Raw genomic sequence first — 22,738 nt, forward strand, 5'->3', positions numbered from 1 at the left:
TTAAGCTTTCAAGAAGTTATTTAAAAGCGCGTGCCCATGTTCGGTAAGGATAGACTCAGGGTGGAACTGCACACCCTCAACAGCAAGCGTTTTATGGCGAACGCCCATGATTTCGCCATCATCTGTCCATGCTGTAATTTCCAAGCAATCTGGTAGGGATTCTTTTTCAATCACTAATGAGTGATAGCGTGTAGCAGTGTATGGGTTAGGCAGTCCCTTAAACACACCAATATCTTTATGATTGATGAGTGAGGTTTTGCCATGCATCAATTGCTTGGCATGGATGATGTTGCCACCAAACGCTTGACCAATACTTTGATGGCCTAAGCAAACACCTAGCAAAGGTATCTTACCTGCAAACTCTTTGATGAGTGGCACGCTAATGCCAGCCTCGTTAGGTGTGCAAGGGCCTGGTGAAATCACAATATGATCAGGCTTAAGTTCTGCAACCTTGGCTAAATCAATTTCATCATTACGGTAAACCAATACCTCTTCACCAAGCTCACCTAGATATTGCACCAAGTTGTAGGTGAATGAGTCGTAGTTGTCGATCATTAGCAGCATGTTCTGTCCTAATTTACTTGCTGGCTTTTCATCCGTGAAAAGCCTTGTATTATCAGCACTATTTTACCAACGCTTAAAATCTACGTATAGGTAAATACGTCAAATTACTGAAAAGAAATCATATCTATTTGCTTACTGATTGTGTGTCACTTTATCAATAAGGCTTAGGCGTGCTTAAGTTAGTAAGCGCAGGCGTAGGGTGTTGCGTCTATGCTTGGTTTTTCTTCTGACATGATAGCTGCAATTAACTTCGCACTGGCTGGCGCCATGGTAAGCCCGTATCTAAAATGACCAGTGTTTAAAAACAGATTCTTGATAGTCGGATGAGCGCCTATGGTTGGAAGGTTCTCAGGGGTGCCTGGGCGCAAGCCGCTCCAGTGTTTGATAATGGGCTGGCCTTTTAATTCTGGCATAATGGTTTCAGCTTTTATCCGTAACTCTTCACGCACGTCTTCTGTCACGCTGGTGTCAAAGCCAACGTCTTCTAATGTGCTGCCCGCTAATAAGTAGCCATCTAAGCGAGGAATCATGTAGAAGCCTTCTCTATACACCATTTGCTCTAGATTTTTAGCGGGCTTGTAAAGCAGTATTTGTCCACGCATTGGCTTGATGTTGAGCTTTGCGCTGGTTTCTTTCAGTAAATCAAAACTCCATGCACCAGAGGTGACCACAAATTGATCTGCGCTGAGTTTCTCACCGCTTGTCGTTTGCCACTCATTCAGTTGTTGCGTCTCTTCTAGGGGCACAAGTTGAGTATGTTCAAGCATCGTTACATTGTGTTGCTCTAACCATTTACGCATACCCTGCATCAAATAAGGTGGGCGTATTTGGCATACGGTAGGCAGCCATAGTCCATCTTCGCCGCTTGGCGATTGCACACCAAAAGCGGCAGCTTTTACTGGTTGGAAGCTAAGCTGGTTGTGCTTGCACCATGTTTTAGCCGCGTCGAGATCAAACTTAGGCAGCAATAAAAAGCCTGACTGTGCAAAATCGGATGGAAAGCCTGTTTCGTGTTCTAGTTGTTGCGATAACGCACGGTAAAAATTAGCGCTGTTGTGCGTTAAAGTATTGACCGCTTCTGAATATAGCCATGGTAATAATGGGAAAATAATGCCACCGCCTGCCCAAGATGATTCGCCTGAAGTTTGGCTGGCAATTTGGTTGCGTTCAACGATGGTGACACGGTGACCACGGTTAATCAGCTCCATTGCGGTCATGCAGCCGACAATGCCGCCGCCGATAATCATGGTATGTTGTTTAGACATTAGATCCTCTAGATTTAAACCTTTATTTATTAGCGATACGCCCCATTAGCAATGCATTTTCTGCATTGGTTAAACCCGTTGGCTGACCAAGCAACACAACCACATCACCTTCGGCGAGTAGGCTTTCGTTAGACATCAGCGCACCTTCCGAATTGGGGCGGCGAATGTTTTTAATGTTGACATCAAAGCTATCCAATTGCATATCATCAAGGCATCTGCCAATCGCGTATGCACCTGCGGTGATGATGACCGAGTGAAGCCTAACCTCTTGTTTGGTGATGCTTTCATTTTCAGTGTCTGAAATACCGTGAAAGTAGCCTTTAAACATACTGTAACGTTCTTCACGAAACATTCTGATGCGTTTAACTACGCGATTTAATGGAACGCCAAGCAACATTAGCGCATGCGACGCCAGCATTAAACTTCCCTCTAAAATCTCAGGTACGACCTCTGTTGCACCAGCCTGACGTAGTATTTCCATATTGGAATCATCCACAGTACGAACGATGACTGGCAACTGCGGATAGCTTTCTTGTGCAATGTGTAAAATTTTCATTGCGGCACGGTTATCTGCATAGCTGATGATGAGTGCTTTTGCTCTGGCAGCGCCAGCTGCTTCTAGCACTACCCGTCTGGCGGCGTCACCAAACATCACGTTTTCACCAGCGGCTGCGGCGTCCAAAACTCTGGATGGGTCAATATCCAATGCTACGTAAGGGATGTTTTCTTCTTTCAGGAAACGCCCAAGATATTGGCCGCTACGGCCGTACCCGCAAATCACTACGTGGTTATGCAGGTGTTTACTGCCTTCATCTATTTCTTCTATGATTTGGCCGCTGTTACGGGTGTAACTACGTGCCAAACGGCGTGCAATGCGGCCATTGTATTGAATAAGAAGCGGTGCAATGACCATAGAAAGCAAAGCGGCAGCTAAGGTTACTTGTAATGCGGGGCCTTGAATCAGTTTTTGTTCAGCACCTAACGCTAGAATCACAAAGCCAAACTCACCAGCTTGTGCCAGAATGATGCCAGTGCGTATCGCTACGCCTATTTCATAATTAACAAATCGAACCACGGCCGTCACGATGATGGCTTTGAATAGGATAAATCCAAATAGAATCAGTAAGATTAGCCAGATGTGGTTGATAATTTCTGTAATATTGAGCAACATGCCAACGCTGATGAAAAACAACCCTAATAATATGTCGCGGAATGGTGCAATGTCAGATTCCACTTGGTAGCGATATTTGGTTTCGGAAATTAGCATGCCAGCGACAAAAGCACCTAAAGCATAAGATAGCCCAGCGGTTTTAGTGGCAAAAGCAACCAATAGAGTCACCATCAATACATTCATCACAAATAGTTCGCGTGAGCGTTGGTTGGCAACTAGGTTAAACAAGGGGTTAATCAACCATTTACCGACGGTGAATAGGAATAGCAGCATGCCAATGGCTTTAAGTGTGGCTAGTCCAAGTACATCAAATAAATTGGAGTTTGCTGCGCCAAGCGCAGGGATTAACACTAAGACTGGCACAACGATAATGTCCTGAAATAATAGTACGCCTATACTTAAACGGCCGTGCCTTGAGTTGAGGTCAATGCGCTCAGCTAAAATCTTTGAGACAATCGCTGTAGATGACATGGTCAGGGCAGCCCCAATCACAAAGGCGGCGGGCCAACTGACGCCAGCCAGTTTCGCAATACACATTGTGAGGGCTAGGGTAATAAACACTTGCGCGCCACCTAGCCCTAATACTTTTTTACGCATGGCATATAGCTGAGGTAGGCTGAATTCTAAGCCGATGCTAAACATGAGGAACACAATGCCGAATTCGGCAAACTCGCGACTTGCTTCATCATCTGGAAGCACGCCAAATGTGTGTGGGCCTAGTGCTAGACCAACTAGGAAATATGCCAGCATGGCAGGTAGCTGTAATTTGCGAAAAAGCGCAACAGCAAGCACTGAGCTGATGAGCAGCATTAGAATTAAAGGAAGTGTGCCTGACATATTGTCTTTATAGGAAGTTGTTTTTTTATTGTTGAATTATTAGATTATCTATTGTTTCATAAAGCACATCAAAACTAAAAATATCTTAGTCGATTTTACTCAATTTTTTGTAAAAATTGTTGGTCAATAGCAAAAACTATGCCTGTGGTGAAGTTTTTTTGGATATTTTTGACAATATTGGCATATTCATCATGCTTTAGGCTTTATCACTAAAGCATTCCCTTTTATACTAGTTGCTTAATGCTTTAATTGTTACAACGTCATTAAATAAATGATTAAAGTGTAGATAAAACTTGAGTGTAGATAAATTTATGGTGCAGTCATCACAGGTTAAAGCGACGCGTGAGCCGCAATTGGCAGATCAAACGCAGACGCTTGCATTGGCAAAAGAGATTCTGCAATTAGAATCAAGTGAGATTGATGCATTAGCGCAGCGTTTAGATCATCGCTTTAGCGAGGCAGTCTCCTTGATTTTACAGTGCAAGGGGCGTGTGGTCGTGAGCGGGATGGGTAAGTCTGGTCATATTGGCGGTAAAATCGCCTCCACACTGGCCAGCACAGGAACGCCTGCTTTTTTTATGCATCCAGCGGAAGCGAGCCATGGTGATTTGGGCATGATTACCGCAGAGGATGTTGTAATAGCGCTGTCTAACTCTGGTGAGAGTGATGAGATTTTAGCCATTATTCCTCCGCTAAAGCGCTTAGGTGCGAGCATTATTGGTATTACTGGAAATGATGCATCGAGCTTGGCAAAAGCGGCAGATATTCATTTAAGTGCGCACGTAAGTAAAGAGGCTTGCCCTCTCGGTTTGGCGCCTACTTCAAGCACGACCGTTGCGTTAGCGTTAGGCGATGCCTTGGCGCTTTGTGTGCTGGATTTGCGCGACTTTACCGCTGAAGACTTCGCGCGATCACACCCAGGGGGCAGCTTAGGGCGCCGTTTGTTAGTGAGAGTAAGTGATTTAATGCGCACGGGTGACGATGTGCCTCATGTGCCTGAGCAAGCTAGCTTGGCAGAGGCTTTGCTTGAGATGTCACGTAAAGGTCTAGGGCTAACAGCTGTTATTGATGCAGATAAAAAGCCGATTGGTATTTTTACTGATGGAGATTTAAGGCGTGCTTTTGCGCAAAATTTGAATGTGATGACGGCTAAAATTCTAGATGTAATGCATTCAAACCCAAGCACGATTCATCAAGATCAGCTCGCAATCGCAGCCGTTGAAGTCATGGAACAGCGTAAAATTAATGGACTGTTGGTAGTAGATGGTGATGGCTATTTGGTCGGCGCATTAAATATGCACGATCTTTTATTGGCAAAGGTGGTTTAGGTGAGTGTGTCACAAAATAATATAGCCTTAACTGAGCGGTTAAAGAATATTCGATTGTTGGTGCTGGATGTCGATGGCGTAATGACTGATGGCGGATTGACGATTGGTGATGATGGCCAAGAGTACAAAACGTTTCATGCACATGACGGCTTGGGTATGAAGCTATTGAAAGCAACTGGCGTTAATTTGGCTATTATCACAGGGCGGACTTCAGAGGTTGTTAAAAAGCGCGCCGAAAGCACGGGTGTTGCACATTTTTATCAGGGGGCAGAAGATAAGCTGGCTGCATTGCAAGATTTAATGAAGTTGAGCGGCTTAGAGGCTGCGCAGTGTGCTTTTATGGGCGATGATGTTGTAGATCTGCCGCCGATGTTGCAATGTGGCCTCTCGATTGCGGTGCCAGATTCACCAGATTTGCTGCTCAAGCACGCCCATTATGTGACGAAAAAACAAGGTGGTAGAGGAGCTGTGCGCGAAGTGTGTGAGTTGATTATGCAGGCGCAAGGCACATTTGATGGGCAAATGGCACGATTTTTAACGCAAGCTAGTATTTCCAACTAAGTAGAGAGCTACACCTGCATGATTAAACAGTTAATGCAATCTAGTCTCAACGGGGCAGGTGTTTAGTTATGCAGCTAGGCACAAAATCTGCGATTGTTTTCCCTTTAGCTTTGCTACTATTGTTAGCTTTGCTTACATTTTGGATTGATAAGTCGGTGCAGCAGCTGGCACCTAAATTAGATGGTAGTAGCCGTCACGACCCTGACTATATCATGAGTAATTTTGAGACAACGAAAACCGATGTCAACGGTGCCTTACGATACAAGCTGGCGGCAAGTGAGATGAGGCATTTTCCAGATGTGGATAGCACGGATTTGATTAAGCCACGTTTTACACAGTTTGCAAAGGATAAGCCTTATACTAAGTTGCAAGGTGACACAGGTAATGTTTCCAGTGATGGTGAGCAAGTTGAGGTGTTTGGTAATGTGCTGGTGTTGCGAGAAGCGTTTGGAGACAAGGGCGAAATGACTGTAGAGACGGATTACCTTAAAATTCTACCTAATGAAGAGTATGCGACGACCGACCGTCCTGTGGTGATTAAACAGGCGCCAGGTACAGTTGTTTATGCGACTGGGCTTATTTACGAAAAACAACAGCAAACAGTGACGTTATTGCATAAAGTGCGTGCGCATTATGAGCGGCCGGCTGCGAAAGCGAAGAAAGTTATGGCAACAGATAAAAAAAACAATCGGCAGCCTAGTGTGGCAGGCAAGCCTGCTGTGACGGTTCAACCAGACAAGACGGATAACAGTGCGCGCATTCGGAGACGCTATGAATAGGCAGTTTTTCATGATTAAAGTAAATACATTATCGCATTTATTGTTATGTAGCTTTTTGTTACTAAGTGCGAGCGACCGAGTATGGGCTGAGGCGGCGGATCGTGACAAACCGATTGATCTTGAAGCCGATACAATGAAGGTGGATGATGCAAAGCAAATCAGCACCTATGCGGGTAATGTGATTTTAACGCAAGGTACCTTGGAGATTCATGCAGACAAACTGATTGTGCGCGAGGATAAAGAAGGTTTTCAGCACAGTACTTCGTTAGGTAACCCGACCACTTTTAAACAAAAGCTTGAGGGTAAGAATGAGTATATACAGGGAAGTGCGCAGCGGATCGAATATGACGGACGCATGGACAAAGTGCAGTTGTATACTAAAGCGTGGGTGAAGCGTGGTGAAGACGTCGTGCATGGCGATTACATTATGTATGATGCCAATGCAGAGTATGCTGAAGTGATTGGTGGAGGTTCGCAGAATGCGACCTCTGGATCAGGGCGTGTTAGGGCAGTGATTCAGCCTAAAAACAAAAAAGCACCCGTAGAAATTAAACCAGTCGCACCAGCTACTAAAGCGAAGCCAGATAGCACTAGTGATAGTGGTGGCATTCCAACGGTAAAAGACTCAAGGTTTAGCCGTACTTTAGAAGTGAGTAAAAACGCGGGCAATGCTCAATAATTTTCAAAATAATAACAGCATGATAAGTGAATGATAATGAGCGAGCTGATTGTAGAAAACTTACGAAAATCTTACGGTGCACGTACTGTGGTACAAGATATTTCCTTGTCAATTAAAAGCGGCGAGGTAGTCGGCTTGCTGGGACCAAATGGGGCAGGTAAAACAACTAGTTTCTATATGATTGTTGGTTTGGTTGCTTTAGATGCAGGTCGAATTGGATTGGACGGGGCGGACTTGAGCCATATGCCGATTCATATGCGTGCCAGAATGGGCTTGTCCTATTTGCCACAAGAGGCTTCTATTTTTCGCAAGCTCACTGTCTCTGAAAATATCTTAGCAATTTTGCAGTTACAGGATATTTCAGAAGAAGAAATGGCTGAGCGCCTAGAATCTTTGTTAGAAGAATTGCATATTACGCATATCCGAGACAGTGCTGCGGTGAGTTTATCTGGCGGTGAGCGCCGTCGTGTAGAGATTGCCCGTTGTTTAGCATCCGACCCCAGCTTTATTTTGTTAGATGAACCATTTGCAGGGATTGATCCCATCGCAGTCATTGATATTCAACAAATTATCCGTTTTTTAAGTTCGCGCAATATTGGCGTGTTAATTACTGATCATAATGTGCGTGAAACATTGGGAATTTGTGATCGCGCTTATATTGTGAATCAAGGGCATGTATTCGCATCAGGTATTCCCGCTGAGATTGTTGCGAACGAGAGTGTTCGTGAAGTGTATTTAGGTAAAGATTTTCGCCTATGAAGCAAGGTTTACAACTTAAGTTTTCACAAAATTTATCACTAACCCCACAGTTGCAACAGGCCATTCGTCTATTGCAGCTTTCAACATTGGAGCTCAATCAAGAAATTGATGTGTTGATGCAAACCAATCCATTGCTGGAGAGGGGCGATGATACAGAAGATGAGTACGGTAATGAAGTCGAGTCTGTGGTTGATAGTGCAGATTCAAACTCTCAAAGTGTAGAGGTCGTTGCTGACGCAGATAAAGCAGAGCCTGACAGTTTTGATGCGGAGTATTTGGAATCTGGCAATGAGTTTAGTGGCTTGGAATCTTCCGTATCTAGTGTCACAGGGCAAGCGGAACCTTCAGAATTTGACGTAACAAACGCTGAATATGCGGATACTTTTTCGGCTGAGTTCGGTGATGAGTTTGATGAGTTTTCAAATGGTAGTCGCTGGGATGAAAACACCATGCCAGCGGATGACGACAGCGACTTTAAACCGCAAGAAACATTGCAGACGAGTTTGCGTGAGCATTTGCTCTCTCAGTTAAAGCTGATGCCCTTGTCTGAGCGCGATCAGTCACTAGCCTTAATGTTGGTAGATAGTATCAACGATGATGGTTATTTAGAGCAGTCACTAGAAGAAATTGCTGAGCTGATGCCAGAAGAGCTGGAGATTGATGCGATTGAGCTACAAACCGCATTGCGCCATGTTCAGCATTTAGATCCTGTAGGTGTTGGCGCACGCACGCTAAGTGAGTGTTTACTCTTGCAGCTTGAGGTGTTGCCAGAATTTACGCCACATTTAGCTTTGGCCAATTTGGTGGCCGAGCATCATCTACAAGCATTGGCATCGCGCGACTTTGTGAAGCTGCGTAAAGAGCTGGGTTGTGATGAAGCAACGTTAAAACAGATTCAGCAATTAATTACCAGTTTAAATCCTCGCCCTGGAAGCGCGTTCAGTCATATAGGCTCTGAGCATTACATCCAACATGAAGTGATTGTAAAAAAAGTAAAAGGTATTTGGATTGCCAGTTTGAATGACAGTGTGATTCCTAAACTTAAAATCAATCAGCTTTATGCTGGCATCTTGAAGCGTAATCGCGATAGTTCTAGTCAATACTTGCAAAGCCAAATGCAAGAAGCTAAATGGATGATTAAAAACATTCAGCAAAGATTTTCTACCATTTTGCGAGTATCGCAAGCGATTGTGGATAGGCAGCGTAATTTCTTAGAGTACGGTGAAGTCGCTATGCGGCCACTGGTGTTAAGAGAGATTGCAGATGAGCTTGAGTTGCACGAATCCACTATCTCGCGAGTGACGACTAATAAATATATGCTGACGCCTCGCGGTATTTTTGAGCTTAAATACTTTTTTGGCAGTTCAGTTGCGACAGATACTGGCGGTACTTGTTCTGCAACCGCAATTCGTGCGTTGATTAAACAGTTGGTAGATCAAGAAAATCCTAAGAAGCCATATTCAGATAATCAGATTACAGACTTGCTAGCAAAGCAGGGGATCGTTGTCGCAAGGCGCACGATTGCAAAGTATCGTGAGTCAATGAACATTGCACCAGCAAGTTTAAGAAAAACGCTATAGCTTGATTGTTGAAGTCTACGCAAAAAATTGTTGTATTCCTTGCCACAGACCTAATGAAAAGTTGTAAACTGAAACTGTTCTGTAAGTCTTAATCACGAATCTCTAAGAATTAATATTTGCGGAATATTTTCAAAAGGAGCAAGTCATGAATTTACAATTAACAGGTCATCATTTAGAAATAACGCCCGCTTTGCGTGACTATGTCACAAGCAAACTAACTAAAATCAGCAATCACTTTGATCATGTGATCGATGTCAAGGTGACCATGAGTGTCGAAAAGCTGGCTCAAAAGGTTGAAGCTACACTGCATGTGCCTGGTAATGATTTACACGCAGAATGCCAAGATGAGAATATGTATAGCGCAATTGATATGTTGACCGACAAGTTAGACCGTCAAGTGGTGAAACATAAAGAAAAAAATGCGGATCATCACAAAGCGAATGGTGCAGTTAAGCATCAAAACATTGACTGAGTTTTTTAGTATTTAATTGTTTTTGTTACCTTAAATATGGCTCAATTCAACGTCGCTGAGCTATTCAAAGAAACCCGCCGTAAACTCAAGTTAAGTTGGGTTGCAGGACTCGACGGCGGGTCAAATACTCTCACTAGCGAAACCGTTTCTAAACCATCTTTGGCATTGATAGGCCATCTTAACTTTGTACATCCTAATCGAGTGCAAGTGCTAGGCTGTGCTGAGATGGACTATCTTAAAAACTTGCCCCCTGCAGACGCAGAGCGTGCAATTCATAATTTATTTTCCACCGACTTAGCAGCAGTCATTGTAGCTAACGGTGAAAAAGTACTTGATATGTTGTTGGCAGCGGCCAATCAGCATAATGTTCCGTTATTTACCTCTACGTTACGTAGCCCAGAGCTTATGGATATTTTGAGCCACTTTTTAGCGCAAGCGATGGCTGAAACGCTCAGTGTGCATGGCGTTTTTATGGAGGTTCAAGGCTTTGGTGTACTCATTAAGGGTGAAGCTGCTATCGGTAAAAGCGAGCTGGCTTTAGAGTTGATTTCTCGTGGACATCGCTTGGTTGCTGATGATATTGTTGATTTTTTCAGAATCTCGCCTGAACGCATTGAAGGACGATGTCCTGCCTTGTTGCAAGACTTCCTGGAGGTCCGCGGTTTAGGTATTTTAAATATACGCGCACTGTTTGGTGATAACGCGGTGAAGCCTACTAAGCCGCTGGATTTAATTATTCAGTTGGAGAAGGCCGACCTGCAAACTTTGCAGATGTTAGATCGACTAAATATTAAAACACAGCATGAAGAAGTGCTCGGGTTAAAAGTAACCAAGGTACATATTCCGATTGCGGCAGGCCGAAATATTGCTGTGTTGGTAGAGGTTGCCGTGCGTAACCATATTTTGTTGTTACGTGGCGTCAATGCAACAAAGCAGTTGATGCAACGGCAACAACGCGCAATGAAGCAACACAAGTAACTCTTCTACTAGGGCTCATCAATAGTATGAAACAATTGATTATCGTTACAGGTCTTTCTGGATCGGGAAAAAGTATTGCATTGCGTGCGCTTGAAGATAGTGGGTATTACTGCATTGATAACTTACCAGCGACCATGCTGGCTACGATTGCCGATCATTTAGATGTTGACCATAAGCGCATTGCTATTAGCATTGATAGTCGTAGTATCGCCATTGAAGCGCTACCAGTACATATCAATCAGCTTAAGTTGAAAAATATCGATGTACAGGTGTTGTTCTTAGAGTCGAATGTTGAAACCTTGGTCAAAAGGTTTAGCGAAACAAGACGTAAACATCCGTTGAGTAAAGACGCGATCACCTTGGCTGAGAGTATCGCACTTGAGCGTGATTTGCTTGGCGGATTGGGTGGTCTTGGGCATGTGATTGATACTAGCTATTTAAGTGCTAATACCCTGCGTGGTTGGGTGAAAGAGGTGGTATCAATAGAGCATGCTGGGTTAACGCTTTTATTTACCTCATTTGGTTTTAAGCATGGTATTCCGTTAGATGCAGATTTTGTGTTTGACGTGCGTTGCTTACCTAATCCACATTACGATCCTGTTTTACGTGATCTCACAGGGCGTGATGAAAAAGTGCAGGACTTTCTTAAAGATCATGCAACTGTGAACGATATGATGCATGATATTAGAAATTATGTAGAGAAATGGTTGCCCTCTTTTGTGTTGGATAATCGTAGTTATCTCACGGTGGCAATTGGTTGCACTGGCGGGCAGCATCGTTCTGTGTATTTGGTTGAGCAGTTAAGTCAATATTTTCAAGATAAACAGAAAGTATTAACTCGACATCGCGAATTAAAATAAAACCAATATTTTAAATAGAACTTAACACTTAAAATTAAACTGAACATTAAAAAAATCAGGAATTAAAATAAACAGGATTAATTGTAAACGATGATAGGCATTTTGATTGTGACGCATGGCGCATTAGGTGAGAGCTTAATCTCTTGTGCTGCCCATGTGTTGGGTGAGGCTCCTGCCCAAGTTGTGTCAATGGCAGTCGGAGGACAAGATGATCCTAATATTATCTTACCGAAGGCGCTCAGTATGGTTAAGCAGCTAAACAGCGGTGATGGTGTGTTGGTGCTGTCTGATATGTATGGCGCAACACCATGTAATATTGTTGTTAAGCTCTTGCAACCAGGCGTAGTGGCTGGTGTAGCTGGTGTTAGCTTGCCTATGTTGGTGAGAGCCATATCCTACCGATATGAGCCACTAAGTGTTGTGGTAGAAAAAGCTATCAGTGGCGGTCGTGAAGGTGTGGTGCAGTTTACTAGCCAGCAATGCGAGCGCTATGAGCAGGGTTCCTCCGATTAATAGATGTTATAACAATAACTAGGTCCAATAGCATGATTAGTAAAGAGCTGGAAATTATTAATAAATTAGGGTTGCATGCACGTGCATCTACTAAGCTTACGCAGGCCGCTGGTAAGTTTGCGAGTGAGGTGTGGATCACGCGCAATGGTCGCCGTGTGAATGCAAAAAGTATTATGGGGGTGATGATGCTGGCAGCGGCACAGGGCTCTATTGTGACTTTGGAAGCGAGTGGTGGAGATGAAGCTGCTGCAATCGATGCGCTAGTGATGCTGATTAATAGCCGTTTCGGTGAGGATGAATGAGTAGTTTGACAATACCCAGCTTTAGCATTCATGGCGTCGCTGTTTCTAGCGGGATTGCCATCGGGCAGGCGCACCTTGTTTCTAATGCGCTGCTGGAGGTTGTTCATTACCAGCTACCAAAACATTTAATTGAAACCGAAATTGATCGGTTTAGTGAGGCGATTACAAGCGTTAAGGCCGAATTAGAGCAAATAAATCATAATCTACGTAAAAATGCACCAGCAGAGTTAAGTGCGTTTGTGGGTACGCATTTAATGATGTTAGAAGATAAATCTTTAACGGAAACGCCTAAAGAGATTATTAGAAACGAGCAATGCAATGCTGAGTGGGCAATCAAGCTGCAAATGGATGATATCGTCGAGCAGTTTGAAAAAATTGAAGATGTGTATTTTCGTGAGCGCAAACAAGATGTTGTACAAGTCGTTGAGCGTATTATTAAAGCATTGTTGGGGCACCCGAGCCAACTAAGTACCGAACAGCAAATGAGTGCGGTGAGTCAGGAACGAAAACTGATTTTAGTCGCACACGATATTTCACCTGCCGATGCAATTCAATTTAAGCAGCATCAATTTGCTGCATTTATTACGGATGTTGGTGGGGTTACTTCGCATACTGCTATTTTGGCGCGTAGCTTAAATATTCCATCCATTGTTGCTTTGCAGCGTGCGCATGATTTAATCAATGATGGTGAGCTGATTATTGTCGATGGTCATTTGGGCATTGTCATTGTTAATCCGTCAAAAGAGATTTTGGCCGAGTACAAATTACGTCAAGACCAGTGGGAATTAGAGCAGCAAAAACTTAAGCGTATCAAGAGCACAAAGGCTATCACTATTGATGGCGTTAGTATCGATTTGCTCGCGAATATTGAAGTACCAGAAGACGTAGCTGCAGTGAGGCTTGCAGGTGCTACTGGCATTGGGTTGTATCGAACAGAGTTTCTTTTTATGAATCGACACGATACGCCCGATGAAGAAGAGCAGTTTATTGCGTATAAAAAAGTAGCTGAGGCGATGAAAGGCGCGCCCGTCACCATTCGTACATTAGATCTTGGGGCAGATAAACAAGCTAACGCTGATACGGTGGTGAACTGTGCAAATCCAGCCTTAGGTCTGCGTGCAATTCGTTTTTGCTTATCAGAACCACAAGTCTTCCATACACAATTGAGAGCTCTGTTACGCGCTTCTCATTTTGGTAATATTAAGATTTTAATTCCTATGCTTTGTACGCTTTCTGAGTTACGCCAAACTAAGCTGTTGCTAGAGCGCGCAAAACAAAGTTTACGTAAAGAGAATATTTCTTTTGATGAAAATATTGCGCTAGGCGGTATGATAGAGATTCCAGCAGCAGCCATTAATGCAGAAGCATTTGCAAATGAGTTGGACTTTTTATCAATTGGCACTAACGATTTAATTCAATATACCTTGGCGATAGATAGGACTGATGATGCCGTTGCGCATTTATATAATCCTTTGCATCCCTCCATATTGAAATTGATTTCAATGACGATAAAAGCAGGTGCGAAACTTGGTAAGCCAGTATCTGTGTGCGGTGAAATGGCGGGTGATGCAAGATTTACTAAGTTGCTTTTGGGGATGGGTTTGCAGCAGCTGTCTATGCATCCATCACATATTCTTAGTATTAAACAGCAAGTACTACATAGCCAACTTGCAGAGCTAACAGTGCAAGCGCGTAAGGTGCTAGGTTTAACAGATACAGAAAAAATTGAACTCAGCTTAGCTAAATTTAATCAGATTCATTAGTGAGAGGATACTGAAATGAATAACGTAATAATAGTACCAAGTAATGATGATAAAAACATTGCCACCATTACCCACTTAAGTGGGATTTTGTTTTCGTTTATTCCCTCTTTGATTGTCTGGCTACTCAAAAAAGATGACAACGAGTATTTGTCGGCACAGGCTAAAGAGGCTTTGAATTTTCAGCTCACTATTTTGTTAGCACAATTTGTTGCAGGTATCTTGATTGCAATACTGGTTGGCTTCTTGCTGATAGGCATTATTTGGTTATTCAATATTGTTTTATGCATCGTTGCTGCCATCTCTACTAGTAATGGCGAAACCTATCGTTACCCATTGTGTCTACGTCTTATCAATTAATGCTGTACTCTATTAATGCTGTGCTAAGGATTGTTTGTGTCAAACCCATTATTACATTTTGCAGGCTTACCTAAATTTAACGAAATCAAGCCTGAGCATGTCGGCCACGCTGTTGATACGCTAATTGCCGAAGGGCGCGCTTTAGTCGAGCAATTGGCTACCAGTATAGAAACACCAACATGGCATAATTTTGCGATTAAGCTTGAAGATCACAGTGAAAAACTTGGTCGCTCATGGAGCCAAGTCGGCCATATGAATGCGGTGGTAAACAGCCCAGCGCTACGCGAAGCGTATAACGACAATTTGGCAAAACTTACCGATTTTTATAGCGATTTGTCACAAGATGAGCGTTTATACGCTAAGTTTAAATCTATTCAAGCCAGTGCAGAATTTGCCAAACTCACCCCTACGCAACAAAAAATTATCAATAACGAAGTACGTGATTTTAAATTAGGTGGTGCTGAGTTACCTGCTGAGCAAAAAGTACGTTTTAAAGAAGTCAGTGAAGCCTTATCTAAGCTTAGTAGCAAGTTTGAAGAAAATATCATGGACAACACCAACGATTTTAAATATATCGTTGAAAATGTTGCTGATTTAGCAGGCTTGCCAGAAGATGCAATCGAGGCCGCCAAAGAAGCTGCAACAGCCGATGGTAAAGACGGCTACCAGTTTAGCTTGCACTTTCCATCTTATATGCCAGTGTTGCAGTATGCAGATAACCGCGCATTACGTGAAACCATGTACCGTGCTTATGCCACGCGCGCTTCAGAGTTGAGCAAGCCAGAATGGGATAACACAACTTTAATTAGGGATATTCTCAAACTTAAACGAGAAGAAGCGCAAATGCTTGGCTTTAGCAACTTTGCTGAGTTATCACTTGCGACCAAGATGGCTGATAGTCCTAAACACGTGACAGAGTTTTTAAATACATTAGCTAAGCGCGCCAAACCTTATGCACAAAAAGATATGCAAGCGCTGACAGAATATGCCAGTAAATTGGGTATTGCCGACATGCAAGCTTGGGATGTGGCCTATGTGAGTGAGAAATTGCGTGTTGAAAATTATGCATTCTCTGATCAAGAAGTTAAACAGTATTTTCCAGAAAATAAAGTGCTATCTGGGTTATTTAAAGTCACTGAAACCATTTTTGGCGTGCAAGTTCACAAAGTAGATGCCCCTGTATGGCATGCCGATGCAAGTTTTTATGAAATTACAGATAGTGCTAATCAGCCAGTTGCATACTTCTACTTAGACCTCTATGCACGCAACCATAAACGCGGTGGTGCATGGATGGATGAATGCATCAGCCGTCGTCAAAAAGAACATGGTGTTGAGTTGCCAGTAGCCTACCTCACCTGCAACTTCTCAGCCCCAGTTGGTGGTAAACCTGCATTATTCACGCACGATGACGTCATCACCATGTTCCATGAGTTTGGTCATGGCCTTCACCATATGCTAACGCAAGTAGATGAATACGGCGTGTCTGGAATTAAAGGCGTGGAATGGGATGCCGTAGAACTGCCTAGCCAGTTTATGGAAAACTTTTGCTGGGAATGGGATGTGCTGCGCCATATGACGGCTCATGTAGAAACTGGCGCACAGCTACCGCGTGAACTGTTCGACAAAATGGTGGCCGCTAAAAACTTCCAAGCAGGTATGCAAACCGTTCGTCAAATCGAGTTTTCACTGTTCGATATGCGCCTACATGGCGAATTTGATCCTAATGGCGCACTCACGGCCTTAGATCTAATTGAACAAGTGCGTGATGAAGTCGCCGTAGTTCGCCCACCAAAATGGAACCGATTTCCTAATAGCTTTAGCCATATCTTTGCAGGTGGTTATGCGGCTGGCTACTACAGCTACAAATGGGCTGAAGTCTTATCTGCTGATGCTTACAGTCTATTTGAAGAGATGGGCGTACTTTCAGGTGACGCAGGTAAGCGCTTTAAAAATGAAGTGCTAGCAAAAGGTGGTTCGCGCCCAGCGATGGAATCATTTGTGGCATTTAGAGGTAGAGAGCCGAGTATGGATGCGCTTCTACGCCATAATGGCATGGCTTAAACAAACATCTTCGTTGCTTACGTTATTGCTTCTGCGCTTAAATATCATCGTAAACTAGGCAAGACCATGTGGCGTCTCAAAAGTCGCTGAGTCTTGTCTGAGTTAGATATTAGTGGTTTCATTTAAAATGGATTGCATGCCTCACGGTAGTTAAGCGCAAACTTTTTGTTGTTATTCCCTTGGTTATGAATAAAAAATTCGTTTTTATATTATCTTATATTGTTCTATTCACATCGATACCAGTACACGCAGACTTTGTAGAAGGCTCGGCAGGGTTAGGTAGCGCAGATCCACATATCCCAGAGCCACTACTTTTTGATTTAGTCAGGCCACTAGGAGCACGAAAGGGTGAGTTAGAGGTTAATACACTGGCACAAAGAAATGTGAATGGTGGCACTTTAGAATGGGCACCTGAAATTGAGTATGCGTTCGCAGATGGTCTTGCTATTGAGTTTGAGCTGCCAAGTGAAAACTCCAAACTTACTGATTATAAAATAGCACTTCAAGGCACCCTCAGTCATCATTTTAACAATCCAAGCTTGATTCAAGGCTGGCAAGTGATTGTAAAAAAGAATCGTGATTTAGGTAAATATTCTGCAGACGCACTATATATTAATGGTTACCGCTTCAATTCAAAGTGGAGTACGCTCAATATGCTAGGGGTTAGGAAAACAGCATTCGGCGGTGATGGTAAGCTAATGACCTTGATAAATAACAGTGTTTTTTATGACCTAAGTCCGAAACTGACCTACGGTATTGAGTTAAATCACGAGATTGACGCATCTGGCCGTTGGCGCTACAGCTATACTCCGCAAATACATGCCGATATAAATAGGCACTTCACTATACAGGCTGGTTTGAGCTTTTCAAGACTAAATGAACTTAAAAGAAATGAAGAGACTTTTGCATTAAGGGCTATTTATGCCTTTTAGTTTAATATGCATGTAGACTTCTGGCACCAAAAATGGCAAAAAAACGAGATTGGCTTTCATTTAGATGAAGCTAATCCCTTACTGGTTGCAAACCTCTACAGCCTTAATTTAAAACATGGTTCCCGAGTATTTTTACCTCTCTGTGGTAAGACGCTTGATATCGCTTGGTTGTTGGCGCAAGGTTATCGTGTTGTTGGTGCCGAACTAAGCGAAATTGCCAACCAAGAATTATTTAAAAATCTTGGGCTAATGCCAACAATTAGCCAGTTAGGTGAAGTCACACATTACAGCACGCTAAATCTTGATATGTTTGTTGGCGATATTTTTCATGTGTCGCCCGATATGTTGGGGGATGTCGATGCTGTGTATGACAGAGCCGCTTTGGTTGCGTTGCCTGCGGAGATGCGAAAAAATTACGCTGCACATTTAATGGCACTTACCTATCCAGCGCCGCAGCTGTTGATTTGTTTTGAGTATGACCAAGCTTTGCAGTCTGGCCCGCCATTTTCTATAGGGGCAGATGAGGTTAAGCAGCATTACCAAACGAGCTACGATTTAACCTTGCTTGCCAGCGTAGGTGTTGCGGGTGGGTTAAAGGGTAAATGTGCCGCTACAGAGCATGTTTGGCATATGAGGCCTTTAAATTCGGGCTAAGTAATCTAGCAAGCTATCGACCACTTGATGGCTGTGTTTGCTGACAAACTCACTTGGCTGTATTAAGTCGGGCACTACGACTACTTTTAATCCTGCGGCAATTGCCGCGCGAGCACCTGCCTCACTATCCTCAAACGCAATGCACTGTTCTGCTTTAAAGCCTAATCTTTCAATCGCTAGTAGGTAAATATCTGGGTTAGGTTTGCCTCGCGCCACTTCTTGTCCGCTAGTGATGTATTTAAAATAATCGATGACGCCAACTTGGCTTAAGCGATGGCTAATGTGATGCGTAGCGGATGATGAGGCAACGCTACAAACAATATGATTGGTTTGGTAATGTTGGAGTAGCTTAAGAGCGCCTTGCTTGAGTGGAAAAGTATGGTTTAACTTTGCCAGTTCTGCATCTAGACCTACCATCACTTGATTAAATCGTTCAGTGCCACCTAATTGCGCTGTCATTACGCGTGTTGAGTCTGGCCCTGCAAGGCCAATGAGCTCAACATATTCAGCTTGAGTGTAAGTGATGCCAACTTGTTGAGCGGCAGTCATACAAGCTTGCATGATGATACGTTCAGAATCAATCAGCAAGCCGTCCATATCAAATATTGCGGCTTTAATCATAGGCTTGTTTTTCTAAAAAATGGACTTTACCATACTCAGTTAAACTGAATACGTGCGACCTATATTTTTCTAATGATTGCGGCAAGAGAAAATACATTTAATATTTTTAAGTGCATGGTTTTCATGCATAGTCTGGCTTTTGACCCATGTGATGATGCGTGTTAGAGTTGCGCACCGATATATTCAATCATTTTCGTACTTTTTAATATCATAGGCCTATGAAACTAGCTAGCTGGAACGTCAATTCTCTCAATGTTCGCTTGCCACACGTGGTGGACTGGTTAACGGCTAATCAGCCGGATGTACTCTGTTTGCAAGAAACAAAGCAAGAGGATAGCAAGTTTCCTTACGAGGCGTTGCGTGAACTAGGCTACCATGCAGTGCATATTGGTCAAAAAACCTATAACGGCGTGGCAATTATTAGTCGTCATCCTATTCTTAACGTACAGCATAATATTCCTAACTTTGATGACGACCAGCAGCGAGTCATTACCGCTGATGTCAATGGAGTACGTATTGTGTGCGCTTACATTCCTAATGGTCAGGCAGTTGATTCAGATAAGTATCAATACAAAATGCGCTGGTTATCTGCGTTAAATAGCTGGCTTAAAACTGAGCTGGTACAGCATCCAAAGCTAGCGTTGCTCGGTGACTACAACATTGCACCAGAAGACCGTGATTGCCATGACCCAGTGGCTTGGGAAGGGCAGATACTGGTTTCTCCGTTAGAGCGAGAGGCGTTTAGTTGTTTAATTAATCTTGGCTTACATGATAGTTTCAGGTTGTTTGAACAGCCTGAAAAGAGCTTTAGCTGGTGGGATTATCGTATGATGGGTTTTAGACGAAATTTTGGTATGCGAATTGATCATATACTTGTAAGCGACTCACTCAAGCCGCTATGTAAAGCAGCGTACATTGATAAAGCACCACGTAAGCTGGAGCGCCCTTCTGACCATACACCCGTAGTGCTTGAGCTTAGCGTGGATTAAGTAACTGTCTAACCTGCTCACTTGCTGAGCTTGTATTGTTAGGCTCAGGTTTTCTTGGTTTGGTTGGTTCAGCCGTTTTATTTGCTGCCAAATCTTTGTTGTTGGCAGCGTCATTAGGCTTCATTGTTTTTACAGCGCTAGGGTCTTTAAATTTTGATGGTTGCTCTGGCGTCTGTAGGGGTAAGCTTCTCGGTTGAAATATGACGTCAGGTTGTAGCATCTGCTGAGGTTGGCTAAGGGGCAGCGACTCCTCCTCTAACATACTAGGTAATGGGATTTCAACTTCAGGCGGAGGATTCTCATGATAGAAGTATTCATAAATGCCATTCTCATCATTGTCTGCCCTTATCCCCGTCACAGGGTCTACGCGTAGCGCCATTACTCCATCAGGTACTGGCATGTCGGTTTCAGGGACATTTCTTAATGCAGTTGCCATATATTTAATCCAAATAGGCAATGCTGTTGAGCCGCCAGTTTCGTTCCGACCTAAACGTTTTGGTTTATCAAACCCAACCCATGTCACTGCAACTTCTTTCGGGCTATAACCAGTAAACCATGCGTCAAAATGGTCATTTGTCGTACCAGTTTTTCCCGCCAAATCCCTACGACCAAGTTGTAAAGCTTTGGTTGCGGTGCCGTAGCGTACAACATCTTGCATCATAGAGTTCATGATGAAAGCATTGCGCGCGTCGATGACACGTGGCGCATCATGTTGGGCTGTTGCAAATTTATTTTGTGAAATGACCTTGCCATTGTTGTCCACAATTTTTGATATTAAGTATGGATTAATTCGGTAACCGCCATTTGCAAACACCGCATAAGCGCTTACCATCTGCATGGGGGTTGCTGAGCCAGCACCTAATGCCATTGTCAAATAAGCAGGGTGGTCTTTTGCGGCAAACCCAAAACGAGTGATGTAGTCTTGAGCATAGTCTTTGCCTATACTTTCTAACATACGAATCGCCACCATGTTTTTAGACTTAGCTAAAGCTTGCCTGACTCGAATCGGTCCGTCGAACGTCGCGTCATAATTCTGAGGGACCCATTCTGTATTGCCTGTTTCTTTTGAAGTAAAACGTAATGGCTCATCTTCAACAATCGTTGCTGGTGTATAGCCCTTTTCTAAAGCGGCTGAATAAATAAAAGGTTTAAAGCTAGAGCCTGGTTGGCGCCATGCTTGGGTGACGTGATTGAATTTATTCCGGTTGAAATCAAAGCCGCCTACCAAAGCGCGAATTGCACCCGTTTCAGGGTTGATAGAAACCAATGCAGATTCAACCTGTGGCAGTTGAACTACACGCCATTGACCTGGTTGAGTAGATGGCGATGCGTTCAGAATACGGATCACCGCCCCCACTTTTAATAAGCGTTTTTCGGGCTTTTTCTCATTGAGTGTCCTGTCAATTAACGCTAGGCCTTTACCACTAATTTCAATGTCATCGCCATATTTTGTATGTACGGTAATTGATTTATCAGCAATATTAGTAATCGCTGCAGGAATTAGCCCATTTGATACCTCAATATCACCGAGCGCTTCTTCAATGGTTTCTTTGTCTGCTTCAGGGCTAGACTGGCTTAATTTAAGAAGTTTTTCTGGGCCGCGATAACCTTGGCGCGCGTCGTAATCCAATATACCATCCCTGAGCGCAATGTTCGCCGCCTCTTGGTTTGCTTTGCGCACTGTGGTATAAACTTTTAAGCCGCTACTGTAAATTTCGTCTTGATATGTAGCGTACAAGCTTTCTCTGACCATTTCAGCAACGTAATCTGCCGATAAATCACGAGATTGCCTAGAAGCTTTAAATTTAAGTGGGTGAGCAATCGCTTGATTAAAAACAGACTCCTCAATAAACCCATAACGATACATATCGCGGAGTACTTCGTTTTGGCGGGCGATTGCACGCTTAGGATTTGTGTAAGGGTTGTAACCAGATGGCGCTTTGGGTAGGCCTGCTAGCAAGGCGGTTTCAGCTAGATTTAACTTTTCTAAAGGTTTGCCAAAGTACACTTGTGAGGCGGCCGCAAAGCCATATGAACGCTGACCAAGATAAATTTGGTTAATGTAAAGCTCAAGAATTTTATCTTTACTTAAATTGTTTTCAATTTTAATAGCGAGTAAAGCCTCATTGATTTTTGTGCCAAGGGTACGTTTGCCATTAGGTTTGGTAAAAAAGTTCTTGGCAACCTGCATGGTGATGGTGCTAGCACCTTCGTGGCTAACCCCAGTGATATTGTTCTTAATGGCGCGAATAATGCCTTTGGTGTCAATGCCGCCATGCTGATAAAAACGGCGGTCTTCAATTGCAAGCACTGCATCTTTCATGCTTTTGGGTACATCGGCAATCTTCACATAAGCACGTCGCTCTTCACCAAACTCTTCAATTAAGTAACCATCCTCAGAGTACACGCGTAAGGGTAGCTTAGGGCGGTAGTCGGTAAGCGTTTCAAGTGATGGTAGGCTGGGGTAAATGAGAGCAGCAGCAATCCCGACAAAAGCAATAGCTGATAGGCCGCTAACAACAATAGTTAACAAAAGATAGTGCCACCATTTGTTTGGAATCATGGGTGATTTATTTCTTTAAACTAAAAATGTAACGCTATTATAAGTTGCTATGCAAGTTGACGCGAATAATCTAACAATAAAGTTAAATATTTGAATAAATGAAAAATTGCTTTACAGGGTTTAAAGTTGTTGCTAGGATTTAATGTAAAT

Annotated in this window: 22 protein-coding genes; 17 read left to right on the forward strand and 5 right to left on the reverse strand. The window is 43.3% G+C overall.

Features of this window, described 5'->3' with window-relative positions; translation table 11 throughout:
* From Q7U33_RS06835 to Q7U33_RS06845, 3 genes are all read right to left on the reverse strand, one after another.
* On the reverse strand, window positions 1-564 hold the full coding sequence (locus Q7U33_RS06835) for an aminodeoxychorismate/anthranilate synthase component II (protein WP_304858953.1): 564 nt from the start codon (window positions 562-564) through the stop codon (window positions 1-3).
* Window positions 565-743: 179 nt separating this feature from the next.
* Entirely contained in the window at window positions 744-1,829 is a 1,086-nt protein-coding gene (locus Q7U33_RS06840) for an FAD-binding oxidoreductase (protein WP_304858955.1), read from the reverse strand.
* 22 nt (window positions 1,830-1,851) lie between these two features.
* Window positions 1,852-3,837: a monovalent cation:proton antiporter-2 (CPA2) family protein gene (locus Q7U33_RS06845; protein ID WP_304858957.1), complete on the reverse strand. Its 1,986-nt coding sequence runs from the start codon at window positions 3,835-3,837 to the stop codon at window positions 1,852-1,854.
* Between the two features lie 311 nt (window positions 3,838-4,148).
* Here Q7U33_RS06845 and Q7U33_RS06850 point away from each other — a divergent pair, with 311 nt between their 5' ends.
* The 16 genes from Q7U33_RS06850 to tmpT all read left to right on the forward strand — a co-directional run bounded on the left by Q7U33_RS06850 (window position 4,149) and on the right by tmpT (window position 18,415).
* The gene (locus tag Q7U33_RS06850; RefSeq protein WP_304859022.1) at window positions 4,149-5,165 is read left to right on the forward strand and encodes a KpsF/GutQ family sugar-phosphate isomerase; all 1,017 of its coding nucleotides are present in this window, start codon (window positions 4,149-4,151) and stop codon (window positions 5,163-5,165) included.
* Complete coding sequence (locus Q7U33_RS06855) at window positions 5,166-5,726, forward strand: HAD family hydrolase (protein WP_304858961.1); 561 nt, start codon at window positions 5,166-5,168, stop codon at window positions 5,724-5,726.
* A 68-nt stretch (window positions 5,727-5,794) separates the two neighbouring features.
* Window positions 5,795-6,505, forward strand: a complete 711-nt coding sequence (gene lptC, locus Q7U33_RS06860; RefSeq protein WP_304858964.1) for an LPS export ABC transporter periplasmic protein LptC — start codon at window positions 5,795-5,797, stop codon at window positions 6,503-6,505.
* Window positions 6,498-7,184 (forward strand): lipopolysaccharide transport periplasmic protein LptA, encoded by a 687-nt coding sequence (gene lptA, locus Q7U33_RS06865; protein WP_370651994.1) that lies wholly within the window; start codon window positions 6,498-6,500, stop codon window positions 7,182-7,184. The genes lptC and lptA overlap by 8 nt, the downstream gene beginning before the upstream one ends.
* 36 nt (window positions 7,185-7,220) lie before the next feature.
* A complete protein-coding gene (lptB, locus tag Q7U33_RS06870) occupies window positions 7,221-7,943 on the forward strand; it encodes an LPS export ABC transporter ATP-binding protein (protein ID WP_304858969.1) in 723 nt (240 codons plus the stop codon).
* Window positions 7,940-9,523: an RNA polymerase factor sigma-54 gene (locus Q7U33_RS06875; protein WP_304858972.1), complete on the forward strand. Its 1,584-nt coding sequence runs from the start codon at window positions 7,940-7,942 to the stop codon at window positions 9,521-9,523. Before lptB ends, Q7U33_RS06875 begins: the two co-directional genes overlap by 4 nt.
* A gap of 145 nt (window positions 9,524-9,668) precedes the next feature.
* Window positions 9,669-9,995, forward strand: coding sequence for a ribosome hibernation-promoting factor, HPF/YfiA family (hpf, locus tag Q7U33_RS06880; protein WP_019896968.1), 327 nt, complete (start codon window positions 9,669-9,671; stop codon window positions 9,993-9,995).
* Window positions 9,996-10,031: 36 nt separating this feature from the next.
* Window positions 10,032-10,973, forward strand: coding sequence for an HPr(Ser) kinase/phosphatase (hprK, locus tag Q7U33_RS06885; RefSeq protein ID WP_304858976.1), 942 nt, complete (start codon window positions 10,032-10,034; stop codon window positions 10,971-10,973).
* Between the two features lie 26 nt (window positions 10,974-10,999).
* A complete protein-coding gene (gene rapZ, locus Q7U33_RS06890; RefSeq protein WP_304858979.1) occupies window positions 11,000-11,833 on the forward strand; it encodes an RNase adapter RapZ in 834 nt (277 codons plus the stop codon).
* Window positions 11,834-11,923: 90 nt separating this feature from the next.
* The gene (locus tag Q7U33_RS06895; protein ID WP_304858982.1) at window positions 11,924-12,346 is read left to right on the forward strand and encodes a PTS sugar transporter subunit IIA; all 423 of its coding nucleotides are present in this window, start codon (window positions 11,924-11,926) and stop codon (window positions 12,344-12,346) included.
* Window positions 12,347-12,378: 32 nt separating this feature from the next.
* Window positions 12,379-12,648, forward strand: coding sequence for an HPr family phosphocarrier protein (locus tag Q7U33_RS06900; RefSeq protein WP_304858985.1), 270 nt, complete (start codon window positions 12,379-12,381; stop codon window positions 12,646-12,648).
* A complete protein-coding gene (ptsP, locus tag Q7U33_RS06905) occupies window positions 12,645-14,411 on the forward strand; it encodes a phosphoenolpyruvate--protein phosphotransferase (protein WP_304858987.1) in 1,767 nt (588 codons plus the stop codon). The genes Q7U33_RS06900 and ptsP overlap by 4 nt, the downstream gene beginning before the upstream one ends.
* A 15-nt stretch (window positions 14,412-14,426) precedes the next feature.
* Complete coding sequence (locus Q7U33_RS06910; protein ID WP_304858989.1) at window positions 14,427-14,768, forward strand: DUF4870 domain-containing protein; 342 nt, start codon at window positions 14,427-14,429, stop codon at window positions 14,766-14,768.
* A 36-nt stretch (window positions 14,769-14,804) separates the two neighbouring features.
* On the forward strand, window positions 14,805-16,829 hold the full coding sequence (locus Q7U33_RS06915; RefSeq protein WP_304858992.1) for a M3 family metallopeptidase: 2,025 nt from the start codon (window positions 14,805-14,807) through the stop codon (window positions 16,827-16,829).
* Between the two features lie 185 nt (window positions 16,830-17,014).
* Window positions 17,015-17,761, forward strand: coding sequence for a hypothetical protein (locus Q7U33_RS06920; protein WP_304858994.1), 747 nt, complete (start codon window positions 17,015-17,017; stop codon window positions 17,759-17,761).
* 6 nt (window positions 17,762-17,767) lie between these two features.
* A complete protein-coding gene (gene tmpT / locus Q7U33_RS06925; RefSeq protein ID WP_304858996.1) occupies window positions 17,768-18,415 on the forward strand; it encodes a thiopurine S-methyltransferase in 648 nt (215 codons plus the stop codon).
* Here tmpT and Q7U33_RS06930 read toward each other — a convergent pair.
* The gene (locus Q7U33_RS06930) at window positions 18,401-19,036 is read right to left on the reverse strand and encodes an HAD family phosphatase (RefSeq protein ID WP_304858999.1); all 636 of its coding nucleotides are present in this window, start codon (window positions 19,034-19,036) and stop codon (window positions 18,401-18,403) included. The genes tmpT and Q7U33_RS06930 overlap by 15 nt on opposite strands.
* A gap of 218 nt (window positions 19,037-19,254) precedes the next feature.
* On the opposite strand from Q7U33_RS06930, the gene xth reads away from it, so the two are divergent.
* Window positions 19,255-20,025: an exodeoxyribonuclease III gene (xth, locus tag Q7U33_RS06935; protein ID WP_304859001.1), complete on the forward strand. Its 771-nt coding sequence runs from the start codon at window positions 19,255-19,257 to the stop codon at window positions 20,023-20,025.
* Here xth and Q7U33_RS06940 read toward each other — a convergent pair.
* Window positions 20,012-22,588, reverse strand: coding sequence for a penicillin-binding protein 1A (locus Q7U33_RS06940; RefSeq protein ID WP_304859003.1), 2,577 nt, complete (start codon window positions 22,586-22,588; stop codon window positions 20,012-20,014). The two genes, xth and Q7U33_RS06940, sit on opposite strands and share 14 nt — an antisense overlap.
* Between the last annotated feature and the right edge of the window lie 150 nt (window positions 22,589-22,738).

The sequence above is a fragment of the Methylotenera sp. genome (genome assembly GCF_030653755.1).
Taxonomy (GTDB): Bacteria; Pseudomonadota; Gammaproteobacteria; order Burkholderiales; family Methylophilaceae; genus Methylotenera.